At 68.1% G+C, this 20,030-nt stretch carries 13 protein-coding genes and 1 pseudogene; 9 read left to right on the forward strand and 5 right to left on the reverse strand.

The genetic code is table 11. The annotated features are described in order from the left end of the window. Window positions 1-139: 139 nt before the first annotated feature. Both P2T65_RS08505 and P2T65_RS08510 read left to right on the forward strand, forming a co-directional pair. Window positions 140-550, forward strand: coding sequence for an NADH:ubiquinone oxidoreductase subunit NDUFA12 (locus tag P2T65_RS08505; RefSeq protein ID WP_055458234.1), 411 nt, complete (start codon window positions 140-142; stop codon window positions 548-550). Window positions 551-855: 305 nt separating this feature from the next. Next, a pseudogene (locus P2T65_RS08510) lies at window positions 856-1,248 on the forward strand (DUF2155 domain-containing protein); the annotation flags it as partial. A 135-nt stretch (window positions 1,249-1,383) separates the two neighbouring features. Here the strand turns inward: P2T65_RS08510 and aat are convergent. The 3 genes from aat to P2T65_RS08525 are packed head-to-tail and all read right to left on the reverse strand — an operon-like array spanning window position 1,384 to window position 5,833. After that, window positions 1,384-2,049, reverse strand: coding sequence for a leucyl/phenylalanyl-tRNA--protein transferase (gene aat / locus P2T65_RS08515; protein ID WP_071923807.1), 666 nt, complete (start codon window positions 2,047-2,049; stop codon window positions 1,384-1,386). A 14-nt stretch (window positions 2,050-2,063) separates the two neighbouring features. After that, a complete protein-coding gene (gene mdoH, locus P2T65_RS08520) occupies window positions 2,064-4,217 on the reverse strand; it encodes a glucans biosynthesis glucosyltransferase MdoH (protein WP_096335335.1) in 2,154 nt (717 codons plus the stop codon). Window positions 4,218-4,240: 23 nt separating this feature from the next. Next, a complete protein-coding gene (locus P2T65_RS08525) occupies window positions 4,241-5,833 on the reverse strand; it encodes a glucan biosynthesis protein (protein WP_063186432.1) in 1,593 nt (530 codons plus the stop codon). Between the two features lie 239 nt (window positions 5,834-6,072). Here P2T65_RS08525 and glmU point away from each other — a divergent pair, with 239 nt between their 5' ends. Next, a complete protein-coding gene (gene glmU, locus P2T65_RS08530) occupies window positions 6,073-7,452 on the forward strand; it encodes a bifunctional UDP-N-acetylglucosamine diphosphorylase/glucosamine-1-phosphate N-acetyltransferase GlmU (RefSeq protein WP_055458230.1) in 1,380 nt (459 codons plus the stop codon). Between the two features lie 138 nt (window positions 7,453-7,590). Continuing rightward, a complete protein-coding gene (gene glmS / locus P2T65_RS08535) occupies window positions 7,591-9,417 on the forward strand; it encodes a glutamine--fructose-6-phosphate transaminase (isomerizing) (protein ID WP_276199585.1) in 1,827 nt (608 codons plus the stop codon). A gap of 25 nt (window positions 9,418-9,442) precedes the next feature. Here glmS and P2T65_RS08540 read toward each other — a convergent pair whose 3' ends face one another. Then, entirely contained in the window at window positions 9,443-9,889 is a 447-nt protein-coding gene (locus P2T65_RS08540; protein WP_245282567.1) for a YbaN family protein, read from the reverse strand. A 153-nt stretch (window positions 9,890-10,042) separates the two neighbouring features. On the opposite strand from P2T65_RS08540, the gene P2T65_RS08545 reads away from it, so the two are divergent. After that, complete coding sequence (locus P2T65_RS08545; protein WP_063186436.1) at window positions 10,043-10,822, forward strand: DUF502 domain-containing protein; 780 nt, start codon at window positions 10,043-10,045, stop codon at window positions 10,820-10,822. A 2-nt stretch (window positions 10,823-10,824) separates the two neighbouring features. Here the strand turns inward: P2T65_RS08545 and recG are convergent, their stop codons facing one another. Beyond that, the gene (gene recG, locus P2T65_RS08550) at window positions 10,825-12,930 is read right to left on the reverse strand and encodes an ATP-dependent DNA helicase RecG (RefSeq protein WP_276199586.1); all 2,106 of its coding nucleotides are present in this window, start codon (window positions 12,928-12,930) and stop codon (window positions 10,825-10,827) included. 162 nt (window positions 12,931-13,092) lie between these two features. Between recG and P2T65_RS08555 the strand changes: the two genes are divergently transcribed. The 4 genes from P2T65_RS08555 to P2T65_RS08570 all read left to right on the forward strand — a co-directional run bounded on the left by P2T65_RS08555 (window position 13,093) and on the right by P2T65_RS08570 (window position 20,030). Further along, entirely contained in the window at window positions 13,093-13,353 is a 261-nt protein-coding gene (locus P2T65_RS08555; protein WP_055458486.1) for a succinate dehydrogenase assembly factor 2, read from the forward strand. Window positions 13,354-13,421: 68 nt separating this feature from the next. After that, window positions 13,422-16,943, forward strand: a complete 3,522-nt coding sequence (gene mfd, locus P2T65_RS08560) for a transcription-repair coupling factor (protein ID WP_276199587.1) — start codon at window positions 13,422-13,424, stop codon at window positions 16,941-16,943. 311 nt (window positions 16,944-17,254) lie between these two features. Beyond that, the gene (locus tag P2T65_RS08565) at window positions 17,255-18,511 is read left to right on the forward strand and encodes an ROK family protein (protein ID WP_055458226.1); all 1,257 of its coding nucleotides are present in this window, start codon (window positions 17,255-17,257) and stop codon (window positions 18,509-18,511) included. Beyond that, window positions 18,498-20,030: a sugar ABC transporter ATP-binding protein gene (locus P2T65_RS08570; protein ID WP_055458225.1), complete on the forward strand. Its 1,533-nt coding sequence runs from the start codon at window positions 18,498-18,500 to the stop codon at window positions 20,028-20,030. Before P2T65_RS08565 ends, P2T65_RS08570 begins: the two co-directional genes overlap by 14 nt.

The following is a 20,030-nucleotide window of genomic DNA, read 5'->3' on the forward strand; positions in this document are numbered from 1 at the left end:
GCACCAACGGCGGCGATTCTCCGCCGTCTCCTGCGGCAAGGCGTAGCTGGACATTGCGCGGCGAGACGGTCATATTCCGCGCGATTTCGCGGCGGCGCAGCCCGCGATCGCAGCCCATGCAACGAGACCGGGGTCAGCCTTGAAGACCTTCCTGCTTCAGTTCTTCACCTGGTGGAGCGGCCAGACGCTTGGCACGCGGTTCCATACCTGGCGCAATGGCGAATTCGTCGGCGAGGACGAGTTCGGGAACAAGTATTACCGGACCCGCGGCGGCAGGAAGGATCCGGCGCTCGGCATCGAACGGCGCTGGGTCATCTACAACGGCGAAGCAGAAGCCTCAATGACCCCGCCCGGCTGGAATGGGTGGTTGCACCATACGGTGGACGTGCCGCCGACGCAGGAAGACTACAAGCCGCGCGACTGGCAGAAACCGCACAAGCCGAACTTCACCGGCACCCCGAAGGCTTACCGTCCCGCCGGCTCGACACTCGCGAGCGGCCGCCGGCCGCCGGCCACGGGCGACTATCAGGCGTGGTCGCCGGGCAGCTGAAGCGGCGGCGCATCCACAAGCTCGATGCTCTCATCCAGGGCCGCCATCGCGGCCCTGTTTCGTTTTTCCGGAAGCTTTTCTGGCGACGCCAGAGCACGGGGCGGCGCAGCGGGGCGCCGTCAGCGATCAGGAGCGCGAAACCGTCTGCCAGGTCGCGGCCATGCTTCGGACCAAACATCGCGGCTGCCGTCATTTTCTGTGCGCACGCCCTTTTTCCACCATCTCCGCCATGTTAACCGGGACACGGTGCCGAGAGGCAGTGGCGCCGGCGGGCACGCCGGTCTTCCGCGAACGAGGCTTGGTTGATGCGCTTGGCTGTGCCCCTCCTGTCCGCCCTGGTGCTGAGTACGCTGGCCGTCCCGCACGCCAGCGCGGACAAGATCAGCAACCCGACGGCTGTCTTCTCCGGCCTCGACAAGATCACGGGGCGCATCGTCTCGTTCGAGGTCGCCGTCGAGGAAACGGTGCAGTTCGGCGCCCTGCAGCTGACACCGCGCGTCTGCTACACGCGCCCCGACACCGAGACACCCAACACGACCGCTTTCATTGAGGTGGACGAGGTGACGGTAAACAACGAATACCGTCGCATTTTCACCGGCTGGGTGTTCGCGGCCTCGCCCGGCCTGCACGGCATCGAGCATCCGGTCTACGATGTCTGGCTGACGGGCTGCACCGGCGGCACCGAGATCATTCCCGATCCGCCCGCCCAGCCCGCGGCCGATGCCCCGGCGCCGGCGCGCGGCGGCTGAACCGCGCATGTGGTCCTGCCGCTCGACCCCATACCGGGGCTGCGACTGCCGCCCCCCGTGGACGCGGCCGCCGCTGAAAAGCGGCTATCGGATTGCTGAGACGATGCAGCGGCCGAACTGATGGGCGTTGAGCGGAAGCCTGTCCCAGTCGGCTGCCGTGGTTATGCTCTTCTGCAACATCTGCAAGTACTTCTTCTTCGGCACCTCGGTCGCGCCGAACTGGCGCAGATGTTCGGTGACGAATTGTGTGTCGAGCAGCGTGAAGCCGCCGCTGCGCAGGCGCGCGACCAGATGGACGAGGGCGATCTTCGAGGCGTCGCGCGTGCGGTGGAACATGCTCTCGCCGAAGAACGCGCCGCCAAGCGCCACGCCGTAGAGTCCGCCAACCAGATTCCCGTCGTCCCACACCTCCACGGTGTGACAATGGCCGAGATCGAAGAGCTCGCCGTAGAGCGACCTGATGCGGCGGTTGATCCACGTGCGCTCGCGGCCCGGCGCCGCCGAGGCGCAGCCCGCGATGACGGCTTCGAAATCTCCGTCGATGCGGATCTCGTACCGGTCCGCAGCGACGCTTCGGGCAAGGCGGCGCGGCAGATGGAAATCGTCGAGCGGCAGGATGCCGCGCTCGCGCGGCTCGACCCAGAACAGGCCCGGCTCGTCGGCGCTCTCGGCCATCGGGAATAGGCCGCAGGCGTAGGCCTTGAGCAGAAGCCCCGCCGTGATCTCGCCACTGCGCCCACCTTCGCTCATCGGTTGGGTGTCCGTTATTCCGCCGCCTCGTCGTAGGCCTGACGATCGGCCGGCGCCTCGCCCGGCAATCCGGCGAGCAGAGCCACCAACGCGCGGTCGTGCAACAGCACCATACGTTCCTTCGGCCGCAGCCAGGCTACAGCATCGTCGATGGACCGGGCGTCGACAAGCTTGGCCTGTGCCAGAGCGCGCTCCGCATCGATCGCACCGCGCCGGCGTGGTTCCGCGGGCGGCAGCATCGCCTCGTGCGCCGCCCGCAAGGCCGGGTCGGCATGAATGGCGCGCAGACCATCGGCCTCGTCGAAACCGTTCGCGGCGAGTTCCCTGGTGAGTTCGGCGGCGCGCAGCGCGATCGGCGGCGGCACCGCTTCCTCCGGTGTCAGCAGGAGGCCCCAGCGTTTGAGGGCGAGCCCCGCCGCCAGCGTGCCGCTGAGCCAGGAAAGAAGGATGGCGAGCACGAGACCGAGGATGGTCGGCGACATCCAGGCGAACAGCGAGGTCGAGATGAGGAAGGCCGAGACGCCCGTGACGATGCCGAGGAGCACATGCATGCGATGGCGGCGCACGATGTCGCGGAAGGGGACCGACCCGTCGTCCCGCCGCTGCGGCTGCCAGCCGGTGTCGCGCCCCGCGAGGATCTGGAACACCGCCCCGGACTGGATAAGCATCATCATCGGCGCCAGCATGGCCGACAGCAAGATCTCGATCAGGGCGGAAAGAACGAGCCGCAGGCCACCACCACTCGGGCGCCGGATGGAGCCCCTGAGCAGGGCGAGGGTGAGGCCGAAAACCTTCGGTGCCAGCAGCACGCCCATGGTCAGCGCGAAGAGCGCGAGCGCCCGCTCCGCGTCGAAACGTGGCCAGATCGGCGACAGGGCAAACTCGCTGGTGAAATATTCGGGCTTCACGTAGCGGGTCTGCAGCACGAGGACGAGGCCGACCACGAGTTGCATGAGCCAGAAGGGCGAGGCGAGATAGGACATGATGCCGGTCGCGAAATGCTGCCGGCTGGCGAGCTTCAGTCCCCGCGCGCCGATGACGCGCATGTGCTGAAGATTGCCCTGGCACCAGCGGCGGTCGCGCGCGGCCACATCGATGAGCGAGGGTGGGCTCTCCTCGTAGCTGCCCTCCAGCTCCGGCAGCATGTAGACGGACCAGCCGGCGCGGCGGATGAGCGCCGCTTCGACGAAGTCATGGCTGAGAATGTGGCCACCGAACGGCGGCTTGCCCGGCAGGTCCGGCAAGCCGCAATGGGCCGCGAAGGCGGCGGTGCGGATGATTGCGTTGTGGCCCCAGTAGTTGCCGTCGCGCCCCATCCAGACCGCGAGGCCCTTGGCGATGACCGGACCGTAGATGCGCGCCGCGAACTGCTGCAGGCGCGCAAACAGCGTATTGCGGTTGATGACAAGTGGCAGGCTCTGGATGATGCCGGCATCCGGATCGGCTTCCATCGCCGCGGCAAGGCGCACGATGCAGTCGCCGGTCATCAGGCTGTCGGCGTCGAGCACCAGCATGTGATCGTAGCTGCCACCCCAGCGCGTCACGAAATCGGCGATATTGCCCGCCTTGCGGTGCGTATTCTTCGGCCGGTGGCGATAATAGAGGCGGGCATCGGGCCCGAGACGCTGGCGCAGGGCGAGGAAGGCCCGTTCCTCCGCGATCCAGACATCGGGATCGGTGGTGTCGGAAAGCAGAAAATAGTCGAAATGGGAACCAAGCCCGGTTTCCTCGATCGACTCGCGGATGGCCGCGACCGCGGCGAAGACCCGAGCGGTCGATTCGTTGTAGATCGGCATCACGACAGCGGTGCGCCGCGTGAGCGTCGTCGGTGCCTGCGAGGGACGCCGGCTCCACAGCAGGGCGATGAAACCGACGACGGCGGAACTGAAGGCCAGCGCGATCCACGAGAAATTAACGGAGAAGAGTGCGACCAGCACCCACTGCAGTACAGTGGTGCGGCTGACAGACACGACCTGAACCATCTCCCACACGCCATAGGCGGTGAGGGCGGCACCGCCGCCGAAGACGGCGAGCCGGGCGAGCCAGGGAACGGCAAAGCGCCGGATTGGCCGGCGCCGCTCCTTGCTCGGCTCGAAGCGCCGCAGCGATTGGGTCGGCATGGCGAGCGGCGCCTCGGGCGGCATCGCATCGGGAAGGATCGTCGTCATCGGGCGCGGATCAGCGTGGTCCGTCATGGCGTCCAACGATATAGCCACGTCTCGCTCGCGGCTTTGCCAGCCGCTTCCAGCAGCAGGCGCAGCTCGGAAGCCGTCTCGTTTCCTGGATCAAGCTCGAAAGTCACGCGCAGTGTGCGCCTTTCCGGATAAGACCACAATCTGAGATCGAGAATCTGGCCGGGCGTAGCCGAAAGAGACGGCTTGATCTCGACAATGGCGGCAGGGTCGGCGAGGCGCTCGCCGACGAAGTCGATGGCGAAGCGCCGCCTGTTGCCGGAACCGCCACGGCCTGCGCGGGTATTGGCGACGGTGGCGAGCGGCGGGCGCTCCGGCGGCGTCCAGCACCAGAAGAGCCGATAGGAGATGCTCGCTTCCTCGCCGGCCTTGTAGGGCTCGGCCGGGCGCCAGTAGGCGATGACGTTGTCGTTGCGGTCCGAATCCGTCGGCACCTCGATGAGCTGCACGCTCCCCTTGCCCCATTCCCCGAAGGGTTCGAGCCACAGGCTCGGCCTCAGCTCGAAGCGACGCAGGTCGTCCTGGAAGGCCGAGAAGTCGCGATCGCGCTGCAACAGGCCGAAGCCGCGCGGGTTCTCGTCAATGAAGGCGGAGATCTGCAGCGTCTCGGGGTTGGACAGCGGGCGCCATATCCATTCGCCTTGGCCGTTCAGGATCTGCAGGCCCTTGACCTCGTAGGCGGCCACGCGCACGTCGTCAGCCGCGCCGTCGTTCGGCCCGAAGACATAGGTCGCGTTCATGGCGCCGATGCCGACGTGGTCGAGGTTCGTGCGGGGGAAGAGCGCCACTTCGACGTCGGTGATCGTCATGTCGCCGGGGCGCAGCGTGAAGCGCACTGCGCCGGCCGCACTCGGCGCATCGAGGAGCGCATGCACCGCGAGGCTGTCGGACCCGGGCGCGGGTCGCTCGATCCAGAAGGCGCGAAACAGCGGAAATTCCTCGCCGCGCGAGTCCGCCGGCTGCAATGCGAGTGTGCGCGCGGTAATGCCGTAGTTCTGGCCGGAGGCGATGGCGCGGAAGAAGGTCGCGCCCTGGAAGACGGCGACCTCGCGCTTGGGCTCGCGCCCGGAGCCGAAGAACACCTTAAAGCCAGAAAAATCCAGACTGCCGACATCGGCCGGCAGCTGCTGGGCGGCGCCGAACACGAAGCGGCTCGGATCATAGGCCACGCGGCGGATGGTGCCGTCCTCGACGACATAGATGGTCACCGCATTCGTGTAGATGAAGCCGCGATGCAGCGGCTCGATCGAGAAGCTGCGCCCTTCGCCGGCCCACACGCGCGCCGTCTCCCGCAGGCGGATGGCCGAATAGTCCTCGAAGGACAGGTTGGCCAGGGTGTCAGGAAGGGTCGTCGGTGGGGCGACGTAGGCCTTGCGCGCAATGGCGCTTGCCACCTCCGCCACGCGGGCGGGATTGAACGGCTGCCCCTCCGCCAGGACCGCCTCTATGGCCACCTGCGGAAAGGGCTTTTCCTGCGCGAGAACAGGCTTCGCCGGCAGGCCGAGCGCGGCCCCGCCGGCGAGACCAAGGCCGAGGCGCAATGCCTCCCGGCGATCAGGATGGCGGGAGGACGCGATGGAGCCGGAGGACATAGACGATTCGTTCGGCACTTTGGCAGACAACTCGACCTATTGGTGCGTTCGGGATACTGGTGTGAGCACCGGCGGCTTCTATCATGCTTTCGACGGCAGCGGCGAAATTTCGTTGAATCGCGAACAGCTTCCACGCCGAGCGCAGACACCTTTGACACTGGCAACGATTTGCGGTCGTAAAGAGGCCGAAATTGGGAAGCTGTCCGCTTCCACGCAGCGGATGAGATCCGGGAGATGGCATGGTGAAGGCATCGGATCCGGCGGCGGCACGTCGCTGCCTCGTCATCGTACTGGCCGCAGGAGAGGGTACGCGCATGAAATCGCGCACGCCCAAGGTTCTCCATGCGCTCGCCGGGCGCAGCCTCCTTGCCCACGTGCTCCACGCCGTCTCGGCGGCCGGGGCGGACGCGGTGTCCGTGGTCGTTGGCCCGGACCGCGACGACGTCGCCGCCGAGGCGCGCCGCGTGCGGGCCGATGCGACGATCCATGTCCAGGCACAGCGCCTGGGCACGGCCCATGCCGTGCTCGCAGCGCGCGACGAGATCGCGCAGGGCTATGACGACGTCCTCGTGGCCTTCGCCGACACGCCCCTCGTGACCGCAGAGACCTTCGGCCGCCTGCGGGCGGAGCTTGCCCGCGGCGCCGCCGTCGCCGTGCTCGGCTTCGAGGCCGCCGATCCCAACGGCTACGGGCGTCTTATCATCGAAGGCGAAGACCTCCTCGCCATCCGCGAACACAAGGACGCGAACGACGAGGAGCGGCGCGTCGGCCTGTGCAACGCGGGCCTGATGGCCCTTGACGGCGGCGAGGCGCTCGCGCTGCTCGACGCGATCGGCCAGGACAATGCCCAGCGGGAGTTCTACCTGACCGACGCGGTGGCGGTGGCGCGGGCGCGTGGCCTCAAGGCCCATGTCGTCGTTGCCGATGAAGCGGAAGTCCAGGGCATCAACGACCGCACCCAGCTTGCGCAGGCAGAGGCGACGCTGCAGGTGAGGCTGCGGCTTGCGGCGATGCGCGAGGGGGCGACGCTGCAGGCGCCGGAGACGGTCTTCCTCAGCGCCGACACACGCCTCGGCCGGGACGTGGTGGTGGAGCCGCATGTCGTCTTCGGGCCCGGCGCGATGGTGGAGGACGGGGCCGTCATCCACGCTTTCTCGCATCTCGAAGGGGCGCGGGTCCGCGCCGGCGCATCCGTCGGTCCCTATGCCCGCCTGCGTCCGGGCACCGATATCGGCGAGGGCGCGCGGGTCGGCAATTTCGTCGAGGTCAAGAACGCGACGCTCGGGGCCGGCGCCAAGGCCAATCATCTGAGCTATCTCGGCGATGCGACGATCGGCGCCAGGGCGAACATCGGCGCCGGCACCATCACCTGCAACTACGACGGCTTCCGCAAGCACCGCACGGAGGTCGGCGCCGGCGCCTTCGTCGGCTCCAATTCCTCCCTCGTCGCGCCGGTCACCATCGGAGATGGCGCCTTTGTCGGCTCCGGCTCGGTGGTGACCATGGACGTGCCGGCCGATGCGCTCGCTGTCGGCCGCGCGCGGCAGGTCACCAAGGACGGCTGGGCACAGAAATTCCGCGAAACGTTTAGTGGCGCTTCTACCAAAAAGACCGAATGAGGCGCATGCTCATCTGCGCCCTTACGTCACAAACGGATATCGAACGTGATTTGAACCTGCGCGTCGCGATCGGATACCACGTCGATCCGCCGTGATCGGCGATACGACTGTGCTGGCCTTTCGGGGAGTAGACCATCCATGTGCGGCATCGTGGGAATACTCGGGCGGCAGCCGGCCGCCCCGCTCGTGGTGGATGCGCTGAAGCGCCTCGAATACCGCGGCTACGACTCTGCCGGCGTCGCCACACTTGAGAACGGGCGGCTGGAGCGCCGCCGGGCCGAGGGCAAGTTGCGCAACCTCGAGGACAAGCTGGCGCGCTCGCCGCTGTCCGGTCCCGTCGGCATCGGCCACACCCGCTGGGCGACACATGGCCGCCCCAACGAAACCAACGCGCATCCGCATGCGACGGATCGTCTCGCCGTGGTCCACAACGGCATCATCGAGAATTTCCGCGCGCTCAAGGAGGAGCTGCAGGCCGGGGGCGTGGTCTTCGAGACCGAGACGGACACCGAGGTCGTCGCCCAGCTGGTGACGCGCGAGATGCGGGCGGGCAAGGCGCCGGCCGATGCCGTCGCCGCCGTCCTGCCGCAGCTGCGCGGCGCCTTCGCGCTCGCCTTCGTCTTCGCCGGCGAGGACGACCTTCTCATCGGTGCGCGCCACGGGGCGCCGCTCGCCATCGGCTATGGCGAAGGCGAGATGTATCTGGGCTCCGATGCGCTGGCACTGGCGCCGCTGACGGACGAGATCTCCTATCTCGACGATGGCGACTGGGCGGTGCTGTCGCACGACGGCGCCATCATCCGCGACGCTTCCGGCAAGGTGGTTCAGCGCGAGCGCCAGCGGTTCTCGCCAGGCGCCTTCATCGCGGACAAGGGCAACCACCGCCATTTCATGGCGAAGGAGATCCACGAGCAGCCGGAGGTGGTCGGCCGCACGGTCGCCCATTACGTCGACCTCGCGGCAGGTCGGGTGAAGATGCCGGCTGAACTCGCCGTCGATTTCCGCAAGGTGAACCGCATCGTCATCTCGGCCTGCGGCACGGCCTATTACGCGGGGCTCGTCGCGCGCTACTGGTTCGAGCGGCTGGCGCGCCTGCCGGTGGAGATCGACGTCGCCTCCGAGTTCCGCTACCGCGAGATGCCGCTGTTCGAGACGGATGTCGCGCTGTTCATCTCCCAGTCGGGCGAGACCGCCGACACGCTCGCCTCGCTGCGCTATGCCAAGGCGGGTGGTGCCTCGATCCTGTCCGTCGTCAACGTGCCAACATCGACGATCGCCCGCGAAAGCACGGCCGTGCTGCCGACGCTCGCCGGCCCCGAGATCGGAGTGGCCTCGACCAAGGCCTTCACCTGCCAGCTCGCGGTGCTGCTGGCGCTGGCGATCGCCGCCGGGCGGGCGCGCGGCACCCTGAGCGAGCGGGACGAGGAGGGGCTCGTCTCCGCCCTCATCTCGGTGCCTGGCCTCATGGCCGAGGCGTTGAAGAGCGAGGCGGATATCGAGGGCCTGGCGCGCGAATTGTCCAAGGCGCGCGACGTGCTCTACCTCGGGCGCGGCATGGCCTATCCGCTCGCCCTCGAGGGCGCACTGAAGCTCAAGGAAATCTCCTACATCCATGCGGAGGGCTATGCCGCCGGCGAATTGAAGCACGGCCCCATCGCCCTCATCGACGAGACGGTGCCGGTCATTGTGTTGGCACCCAGCGATGCCGTCTTCGAGAAGACCGTGTCGAACATGCAGGAGGTTGCTGCGCGCGGCGGGCGCATCGTCCTCGTCGGCGAGGCGCATGCGGCACGCGAGGCGGCCGTGGAGACGATGGCGACCGTCGCCATGCCGGCCATGACCCCCATCATCGCGCCGCTGGTCTACGCCATACCGGCCCAGCTGATCGCCTATCACACGGCGCTCTTCATGGGGAAGGACGTGGACCAGCCGCGCAACCTCGCCAAGTCCGTGACCGTCGAATGAGCGCTGCGGGGCTGTTGCCAGCCGCTCATACCTCCGCGACAGGCTCGGGCCGCGTGATGATATAGGCCGCCACGGCAATGAAGCAGGCGGCGGCCGCGATGCGGCCCACCATCGGCGCGGCCGAAGCCAGCACGATGCCGTAGCTGACGACGAGGCTGATACAGGCGATCCACTTCACCCGGCGGGGGATGGAGCCGTTCGCGCGCCAGGCGCGGACGGAGGGGCCAAGGTATCGGTGCTCGAGCAGCCATTGCTCGAAACGCGGTGAGGATCGGGCAAAGCATGCCGCCGCAAGAATGAGGAAGACCGTGCCCGGCAGGAGCGGGATGACGAGGCCGATGGCTCCGATGGGGACGAAGAGGCAGCCGAGCCCGAGATAGATGAAGCGCGCAGCCGGTGAGCGGGCCTCAATCCGCTGCCCCGCGTCGGTCGCCCTGCTGCGGCGATCCTGCTCGGTCCTCCTGCCTTCCACGTGTCGTTCCGATTCGATTTGTCTGAAACGCCTGCGGTGATTGGCCTGCTTGCAAGGAAAATGGCAAAGCCCCATCAATTGTGAAAGGGCTTCGGGGTGGGGATGCGGCCGCATGACACGCCCCGGCAAGCCTCAGGGGACAGGTTGTATCGCATGGATGACAGGCACAAGCAGCCGGAGGATGCCGAAACCGTTCCGACGGCGCATCAGATCGCCCAGGAGGTGGCCGCAGCCTCGGCCGTCCGGCCGCACACGGCCGGTTCCCGGTTGCGCAACTATTTCCTGACCGGCGTCGTCGTCGCCGGTCCGCTCGCCATCACGGCCTATATCGTCACCTGGATCATCGGCCTCATCGACGGCTGGGTGAAGCCGCTCATCCCCGCGGCCTATCTGCCGGACACCTATCTGCCCTTCGCCATCCCGGGCTTCGGTCTCGTCGTGGCCTTCATCGGCCTGACCCTGCTCGGTTTCCTGACGGCCAATCTCGTCGGGCGCTCGCTGCTCAATTTCGGCGAACGCATCCTGGCGCGCATGCCCGTGGTGCGCAGCCTCTACAAGGGCGTGAAGCAGGTCTTCGAGACGGTGTTCTCGGAGCAGGGCACCTCCTTCCGCTCCGTGGTGCTCATCCCCTATCCCTCGCGCGAGGTGTGGTCGATCGCCTTTCTCTCGGCGCCGCCGGCCAAAGCCATCGCCGAGCGCCTGCCGGATGCCGGCGACTATGTCGGCGTCTTCATGCCATGCACGCCCAATCCGACGACGGGGTTCTTCTTCTACCTGCCGCGCAAGGACGTCATCGAGGTTTCCCTGACGGTGGAGGAGGCGGCGAAGCTCATCATGTCCGGCGGCGTCATCCAGCCCGACAGTGCCAAGCCGGCGCCGGCGAAGGCGCTGCCGGCGCGCAAGCGCAAGGGGCTGGAGCCGGTTCAGCCTTAGTCTCAGCCGGCGCGCAGCAGGCGGATGGCCTCGTCGCGCTCGAAGAGATAGAGCAGCAGCCGCAAAGCCTCGCCGCGCGGGCTCCCGAGCCTGGGATCGCACTCGATGACGAGCCGGGCATCCTCGCGGGCGGCGGCGATGAGGTCCGCATCGGTCTCGGTGCGCACCAGGCGGAAGTCGGGAGCGCCGGACTGGCGCGTGCCGAGGATCTCGCCCTCGCCGCGCAGCTTCAGGTCCTCCTCGGCGATGCGGAAGCCGTCTTCCGTCTCGCGCATGATCCGGAGGCGCGCCTCGGCCACCGGCCCGGGCGGCGCCTTGTAGAGGAGAAGGCAGGTGGAGGCGGCCGCCCCGCGGCCGATGCGCCCGCGCAGCTGGTGGAGCTGCGCGAGGCCGAATCGCTCCGCGTGCTCGATGACCATGACGGTGGCCTCGGGCACGTCGACGCCGACCTCGATGACCGTGGTGGCGACGAGGATCTTGATGTCTCCCGCCGCGAAGCGCGCCATGACGGCGTCCTTCTCCCGCCCCGGCATCCTGCCGTGCAGGAGGCCGACGGCCTCGCTCCCGAAGACGGAGACGAGGCTCGCGTAGCGCTCCTCCGCCGCCGCGACGTCGAGCGTTTCCGATTCGGCGACGAGCGGGCAGACCCAATAGACGCGCGCGCCGCCGCGGATCGCCCGGCCGGTCGCGGCCACCACCTCGTCGAGCCGTTCGAGCGGTACGGTACGGGTGTCGATCGGCTTGCGGCCGACCGGCTTCTCCTTGAGGACCGACACGTCCATGTCGCCGAAATAGGTGAGCACCAGGGTGCGCGGGATGGGGGTCGCCGTCATGACAAGCACGTCGACGGCCACGCCCTTGGCGCCGAGGGCAAAGCGCTGGTGCACACCGAAGCGGTGCTGCTCGTCGACCACGGCCAGGCCGAGGTCCTGGAAGGCAACGTCTTCCTGGAACAGCGCATGGGTGCCGACCACGATGTCGAGCCCGCCCTCGGCAAGCGCCGCGAGCGTGCGCCGCCTTTCGGCGCCTTTGTCCCGGCCCGTGAAGAGGCCGAGCCGCAAACCGGCGGCTTCGGCGAGCGGCGCAAGGCGCTCGAAATGCTGGCGGGCGAGGATCTCCGTCGGCGCCATCATCGCCGCCTGCCGGCCGGCCTCGACGGCGCTCGCCATGGCCATCAGGGCAACGGCCGTCTTGCCGGAGCCGACGTCGCCCTGCAAGAGGCGCAGCATGCGCTGCGGCGCGGCGAGATCGCGGCGGATGTCGGCGATCGCCTGTTCCTGCGAGCCGGTGAGGGCGAAGGGCAGAGCCTCGCGCAGGCGGGCGACGAGGCGGCCATCGCCGACGTTCTCTCGCCCCGGTGCACGGCGCAGGCTCTTGCGCAGGAGCGCGAGGGCGAGCTGGGTCGCGAGCAGTTCGTCATAGGCGAGGCGGCGGCGGGCGGCACTGTCCGGCGCGAAGGCGGCCATGTCCTGCGGGGCGTGCAAGCGCTCGAGCGCGGTGCGGAAATCGGGAAAATCGTTGCGCGCCAGCCAGTTCTCATCCTGCCACTCGGGCAGTTCCGGCACGCGGGCGAGAGCGGCGCGGGCGACGCGGTTCACATACCGCGCCGTCAGGCCTTCGGTGAGGCCGTAGGTCGGCTCCACAACCGGCATGTCGGCAAGGCCGGCGGCATCGACGATGCGGTCGGGGTGGACCATCTGGCGCCGCCCGTCCCACAATTCGATCTTGCCAGAGACGAAGCGCTTCTCGCCGACGGGCAGCAGCTTGTCGAGCCGCCGCCGGTCGGCGTTGAAGAAGACGAGGGTGACGTCGCCCGTCTCGTCCTCCACGACGACGCGATAGGGCGCGCGCGAGCGGCCGGGCGGCGAGGGATGGTGCGAGACGACACGGACGGTGAGCGTCACGATCTCGCCGGGCACCGCCTCCGCCACGGTCGGTCGGGCGCGCCGATCGACGGCGCCATGGGGCAGGTGGAAGAGCAGGTCGAGCACGCGGGCGGGCTTGCCCGGCTCGCCCAAGAGCCTGTCGAACAGCAGCCGCATGCGCGGGCCGACGCCGGGCAGCGAGGTCACTTCGGCGAAGAGTGGATCGAGGAGCGAGGGGCGCATCGCTGGGGCTGCTGGAGGTTCGAACGGAAATCGCGGGCGGGCTGACAGACATCCTGTCGGGCGCTATATACCCGCCCGAGCCTGGCGCGACGACTCTCGCGTGTTCGGCCGCGAAGGAGACAAACCGTGAACGACAATCAGCCGGACGACAGCGACCTCGCCATGCGCCGGCGGCGCATCCTCTACCGCGCCTGGCATCGCGGCATGCGCGAGATGGACCTGATCATGGGTCGCTTCGCCGATGCTCACTTGGCGCAGCTGGATGAAGAGGAGATCGCCGAGTTCGAGCGGCTGATCGAACTCGTCGACAAGGACCTCTTCTCCTGGATCAGCGGCAGCGAACCGGTACCGGCCGCCTACGACACGCCGCTCTTCCGCCGCATGCGGAACTTCCACGCAGACGGCGCACCCGCGCGATCATAAGGCTTGAGAACTCGCGGCGTTCCGACTGCTTCGGACAGTCGGCAGAGACATCCATCATCAGGGTTGCCATGCAGCTGAAACGCGCCATCGAGGCCCTGAAGCGGGCCGAAAGCCTCACCGTCGCGAGCGTGCCCGACGGGCTCGACGCCATCGTCGCGGCCGACCTCGCACGCGCCCTCGCCAAAGGCGAGGAAAGGGCGGCGACGCTCGTGCACGTGGCCCGAGACGGTCAGCGCATGGCCGCTATGGAAGCGGCGCTGTCCTTCGTCGCGCCGGAGATCGACGTCCTTTCCTTTCCCGCCTGGGACTGCCAGCCGTATGATCGGGTGTCGCCCAACGCCGCCGTAACCGCGCGACGCATGACGACGCTCGCCCGGCTCGCCCGCACGCGGGCCGGAGAGGACAAGCCGCGCATCCTCCTCACGACCGTCAACGCCATCCTGCAGCGCGTGCCGCCCATCGCCCGCATCGCCACCGAGACGCTCTCGGTCGCGCCCGGCAATGTCATGGACATGGAGGCGCTGGTCAGCTGGCTCGAGGTCAATGGCTTCCTGCGCACCGGCACCGTGCGTGACACGGGCGAATATGCGGTGCGCGGCGGCATCGTCGACCTCTATGCCCCTGGCATGCCGGAGCCGCTGCGCCTCGATTTCTTCGGCGACACGCTCGAATCGATCCGGGCCTTCGATCCCGAGACGCAGCGCACGACGCACCAGCTGCGCGCGCTCGACCTCGTGCCGATGAGCGAACTGCAGCTCACCACCGAGACGATGCGCCGCTTCCGCCAGGGCTATGTGGCGGCCTTCGGCACGGCGACGCGGGACGATACGCTCTACGAAGCGGTGAGCGAGGGGCGCCGCCATCCCGGTGTCGAACACTGGCTGCCGCTGTTCCACGACCATCTCGACACGCTGTTCACCTATCTGCCGGGCGTGCCCTTCGTCTTCGACGCGCTCGCCGACGACGCGGCGGGCGAGCGTCTCGCGCAGATCGCCGATTACTACGATGCCCGCAAGGCGGCCCTCGACCAGCCGGTCGTCGGTGGTGCGCCCTACAAGCCGCTGCCGCCGGACGCGCTCTACCTTGGTGTAAGCGAATGGGCACAACGAATTGAAAACGAATCGATTGTCCGCCTGACACCCTTCGCCCAGCCGGAGACGAGCGGACGGCTCGTGGTCGATGTCGGTGGCCGGCAGGGACGCAGCTTCGCCGCCGAACGGGCGGACGAGACGGTGAACGTCTTCGACGTCGCCGTGCGCCACGTGCGCGAGTTGCAGAAGGCGGGCAAGCACGTGGTGCTCGCCGCCTGGTCGGAAGGCTCGCGCGAGCGTCTCGGCCATGTGCTCGCCGACCATGGGCTGACGCAGGCGAAGCCGATAACGCGCCTCGCCCATGTCTCGGCGCTCGCCCGTAACGAGGCCGCCCTCGTCGTGTGGGGGCTGGAGCACGGCTTTGAGACCGATGACCTCGCCGTCGTCGGCGAGCAGGACATCCTCGGCGACCGCCTCGTGCGCGCCAAGCGCAAGGCCAAGCGTGCGCAGGATTTCATCGCCGAAGTCTCCAGCCTCACGGCCGGCGATCTCGTGGTGCACGTCAACCACGGCATCGGCCGTTTCGTCGGGCTGAAGACCATCGACGCCGCCGGAGCGCCGCACGACTGCCTCGAGCTGCACTATGCCGGCGGCGACAAGCTGTTCCTGCCGGTAGAGAACATCGAGCTCCTGTCGCGCTACGGCTCGGAGGACACGGAGGCGGTGCTCGACAAGCTCGGCGGTGTCGCCTGGCAGGCGCGCAAGGCCAAGCTCAAGCAGCGCATCCGCGAGATGGCCGGGGCGCTGATCAAGATCGCGGCCGCGCGGGCGCTCAAGGAGGCGCCGCGCATCCAGCCGCCGGAAGGGCTCTACGACGAATTCTCGGCGCGCTTTCCCTACGACGAGACGGAAGACCAGCAAAACGCCATTGACGCGGTGCTCGACGACCTCGCCGCCGGGCGGCCCATGGACCGGCTCATCTGCGGCGATGTCGGCTTCGGCAAGACGGAGGTGGCGCTGCGCGCGGCCTTCGCGGTCGCTCTGTCGGGCCGGCAGGTGGCTGTGGTCGTGCCGACGACGCTGCTGGCGCGCCAGCACTACAAGGCCTTCGTCGAGCGTTTCCAGGGCCTGCCGGTCCGCATCGCCCAGGCGTCGCGCTTCGTCGCCGCGGGCGAGATGAAGAAGGTCAAGGAGGGGCTCGCCGATGGCACCGTCGACATCGTCGTCGGCACCCATGCCCTGCTCGGCAAGGCCATCCGCTTCAAGGACCTCGGCCTCATCGTCGTCGACGAGGAGCAGCACTTCGGCGTCGCCCACAAGGAGCGGCTGAAGGAGTTGCGCACCGAGGTGCACGTGCTGACTCTGTCGGCGACGCCCATTCCGCGCACGCTGCAACTCGCACTCACCGGCGTGCGTGAACTGTCGCTCATCGCGACGCCGCCGGTCGATCGCCTCGCCGTGCGCACCTTCATCACGCCCTTCGATCCGCTCGTCATCCGAGAGGCGCTGCTGCGCGAGCGCTACCGCGGCGGCCAGGCCTTCTACGTCTGCCCGCGCATCGAGGACCTCGCGGAGGTGAAGGCCTTCCTCGACGCCGAGGTGCCGGAGGCGCGCGTCGTCGTCGCCCACGGGCAGATGCCCGCCGGCCAGCTCGAAGACGCCATGACGGCCTTCTACGAGGGCAAGTTCGACATCCTGCTCTCGACGACCATCGTCGAATCGGGCCTCGACATTCCGCGCGCCAACACGCTCATCGTGCACCGGGCGGACATGTTCGGCCTTGCCCAGCTCTACCAGCTGCGCGGACGCGTTGGCCGCTCGAAGACGCGGGCCTATGCGCTCTTCACCGTGCCGGCCAACCGCTCGCTGACGGCCACGGCCGAGCGCCGGCTCAAGGTGCTGCAGTCGCTCGACACGCTCGGGGCCGGCTTCCAGCTTGCCAGCCACGACCTCGACATCCGCGGCGCGGGCAACCTCCTCGGCGAGGAGCAGTCGGGCCACATCAAGGAGGTCGGCTACGAGCTCTACCAGCAGATGTTGGAGGAGGCGGTGGCCCAGCTCAAGGCCGGGGTGACGGACGAGGAGGCCGAGGAGCAATGGTCGCCATCGATCACCATCGGCACCCCGGTGATGATCCCGGAGGCGTATGTACCCGACCTGCAATTGCGTCTCGGCCTCTACAAGCGCCTGTCGATGCTGGAGCGCGACGACGAAATCGATGCCTTCGGCGCCGAGCTCATCGACCGCTTCGGGCCGCTGCCGGAGGAAGTCGACCAACTCCTCAAGCTCGTCGCCATCAAGGCCCTGTGCCGGCGCGCCAATGTCGAGAAGGTCGAGGCCGGGCCGAAGGGTCTCATCGTCGCCTTCCGTGACAATTCCTTCGCCAATCCGGAAGGCCTCATCGCCTATGTCGCCGGCGAGGGCACGCTCGCCAAGGTGCGGCCGGACATGCGCATCGTCTTCATCCAGGACATGGACAGCGCCGAGGCGCGCCTGAAGGGCACGGCCCGCGTGCTGCGCGACCTCGTGCGCATCGCCGAACAGCGCAAGGCGGCGTGATTTTCGCAGCCGCAGAAAACCGGGTCGCCGTCATGCCCGCGCCTGTCGCGGGCCACACCTTGAGAAGTTAAGCAGCGTCAAAAGCGTGGATGGCCGGACAAGCCCGACCATGACCAACTGGGCATGGGCGCAAAGATATCACGGCAATCCATTGTCATATATATAGATTTTATCGTCTGTGCGGTCATTCCGCCCCGAGGCTCTCCATCTTTGCACGGCAAACTTGACAGCGGCGGCGGAACGCTCCTTAATAAGTCAACGTGATTTATAAAAAGGTCGCCAAAGCGGCCGGGGAACGACAGGGACGGGCCATGCGTGCCATGCGGGCCGGGCAGGGGACGAATTCCCTGCAGATCCGGCAGTACAACCAGCGTCTCGTCTTGCGCTGCCTGCGCCGTCTCGGCGAGGCGTCCAAGGCTGACCTTGCCCGCGCCGCGGACCTCACCAGCACGGCTGTCGGCCAGATCGTCGACGAGTTGGACGCCCTCGGGCTCGTGGAGACCGTCGGCAAGCGCCACCGTGGACAGCGCGGCCAGCCGGCGACGATTATGCGCCTCAACAGGGCAGGAGCCTACGGCATCGGTGTGCGGCTCGACCGCAGCCGCATCGAGACGGTGCTCGTCGACCTCGGCGGCCATCTCCTCGCCCAGTACACGCACGACATCGACTTGCCGTCGCCTGCCGTGGCGCTCGACATCGTCCAGCGCGACGTGGAGCAGTTGCGCGCCTTCTGCACGCCGGAGATGCGCGAGCGCATCACCGGCATCGGCATCGGCCGCCCCTACAATCTCGGCAGTTGGTTGCAGCAACTCGACCTCGTCGAGGTACCCTCGCTGCACGAGTGGGACGAAACGGATTTCGCCGGCGACCTCGCCCGGGCCACGGGCCTCGCTACTGTAGAGGAGAACGACGGCGCTGCGGCGGCCATCGCCGAATTGTTCCACGGCCTCGGCCACGAGGCCGACAACTTCCTTTATCTTTTCATCGGGCCCTGCATCGGCGGCGGCCTCGCCATGGGCGGCGACTATCTGCGCGGCGAAACCGGAAACGCCGCCGACGTCGCGGTGATGCCCGCCGGGCCGAGCCGGCTGCCGTCGGCACCCCAAGGCCCGCATACGGATATTCTCCTGACGCGGGCCTCGCTCAATGCGCTCATCCGTCACCTGCGCCATCGCGGCGCGCATGTCACCGGCCTTGGCGACCTGCCGGGCGCGATGAACGGTCATCCCAAGGCGGTCGAGGAGTGGATGGACGACTGCGCCGATGCGCTGGCCGGGCCGCTGCTCGCCATGCGTGCCCTGCTCGACATCTCGCTCGTCGCCGTCGACAGCGACCTCGACCGGGTCTGGATCGACCGGCTGATCGCGCGGCTGGAGAAAGCGCTTGTGGCAGGTGTCGCCGAGGCGCGCACGCCGCCCGTCGTGCGGGCCGGGCACTTCGGCCCCTATGCCGGCGCGCTCGGTGCGGCGAGCCTGCCACTCTTCGTCCATTTCAGCCCGCGGACGGGCATCCTGACCGGCGAGGCAGCCGTCAGCGTCAAGGGAGGGAGCGAGCATGTATTCGCCTGAGCCCATTCTCGAAATGCGCGGCATCTCCAAGACCTTCCCGGGAGTCAAGGCGCTCAACGACGTCCAGCTGACGATCTATCCGGGCGAGATTCACGCGCTGATGGGCGAGAACGGCGCCGGCAAGTCGACACTCATGAAGGTGCTGTCCGGCGCCTATCAGGCGGATCCGGGAGGCGAGATCCGCATCGATGGCGAGCCCGTGGTGATCGACGGCCCGCTCGCCGCGAAGGCCTGCGGCATCGCCATCATCTACCAGGAGCTGGCGCTCGCCCCCAACCTGACGGTGGCCGAGAACATCCATCTCGGCATGGAGATTGGCCGCCGCGGCATGATCGACCGCCAGGCGATGGCCGAGGGCTGCGGCGAGATCCTCAAGCGCCTCGGCGCCACCTTCGGCCCGCGCACGCTGGTCGCGGACCTCTCGATCGCCGAGCGCCAGCTCGTCGAGATCGCTCGCGCGGTGCACGCCAGGTCGCGCATCCTCGTCATGGACGAGCCGACCACGGCGCTGTCCTCGCGCGAGACGGACCGGCTGTTCGCGCTCGTGCGCCAGCTGAGGGCCGAGGGGCTCGCCATCATCTACATCTCGCACCGCATGGCCGAGGTCTACGAATTGTCGGACCGGGTCTCGGTGCTGCGTGACGGCACCTATGTCGGCACGCTCGGCCGCGACGAGATCCGGCCGGAGACCATCGTGCGCATGATGGTGGGACGCGACCTGTCGTCCTTCTACAAGAAGGACCACGTGCCGGGCGTGCGCAACGCGCCCGTGCTCGAGGTGCGCAACGTGGGCGATGGCGCGCGCGTCAGGGGCTGTTCCTTCACGCTCCATGCCGGCGAGGTGCTCGGCCTTGCCGGCCTGGTCGGTGCGGGGCGGACGGAATTGGCTCGTCTCGTCTATGGCGCCGACACGCGCACGAGCGGGGAGATCGTCATCGCCGGCAAGCCGGCCGATATCCGCCGGCCGCAGGATGCCATCGACGCCGGGCTTGTCTATCTGACGGAGGACCGCAAGGCCCAGGGCGTCTTTCTCGACATGACGGTGGCCGAGAACCTGAACCTCGGGGTCATCGGCCGCGACGCCAGGGCGGGCATCCTCAACCGCGGCAAGGGCAGGTGGCGGGCGGCGAGGGCCATCAAGTCGCTCACCATCCGTGTCGCGAGCCCAGACGTGACGGTCGGCTCGCTCTCGGGCGGCAACCAGCAAAAGGTGCTGCTCTCGCGCCTCCTCGAGACGGAGCCCAAGGTACTCATCCTCGACGAACCGACGCGGGGCGTCGACATCGGCGCCAAGTCCGAAATCTACCGCATCATCGACCAGCTGGCGAAAACCGGCGTCGGCATCCTCGTCATCTCCTCGGAACTGCCCGAGATTGTCGGCATCGCCGACCGTGTCCTCGTCATGCGTGAGGGCGAGATCGCGGGCGAGGTCGGCGGGGAGACCGGCTACGCCATCACCCAGGAAAACATCATCGCGCTCGCAACCGGTGTTGACCGCTCGCTCATGGCGGCGGAATGA

The organism is Chelatococcus sp. XZ-Ab1 (assembly GCF_029309855.1).
Classification (GTDB): domain Bacteria; phylum Pseudomonadota; class Alphaproteobacteria; order Rhizobiales; family Beijerinckiaceae; genus Chelatococcus_A; species Chelatococcus_A sambhunathii.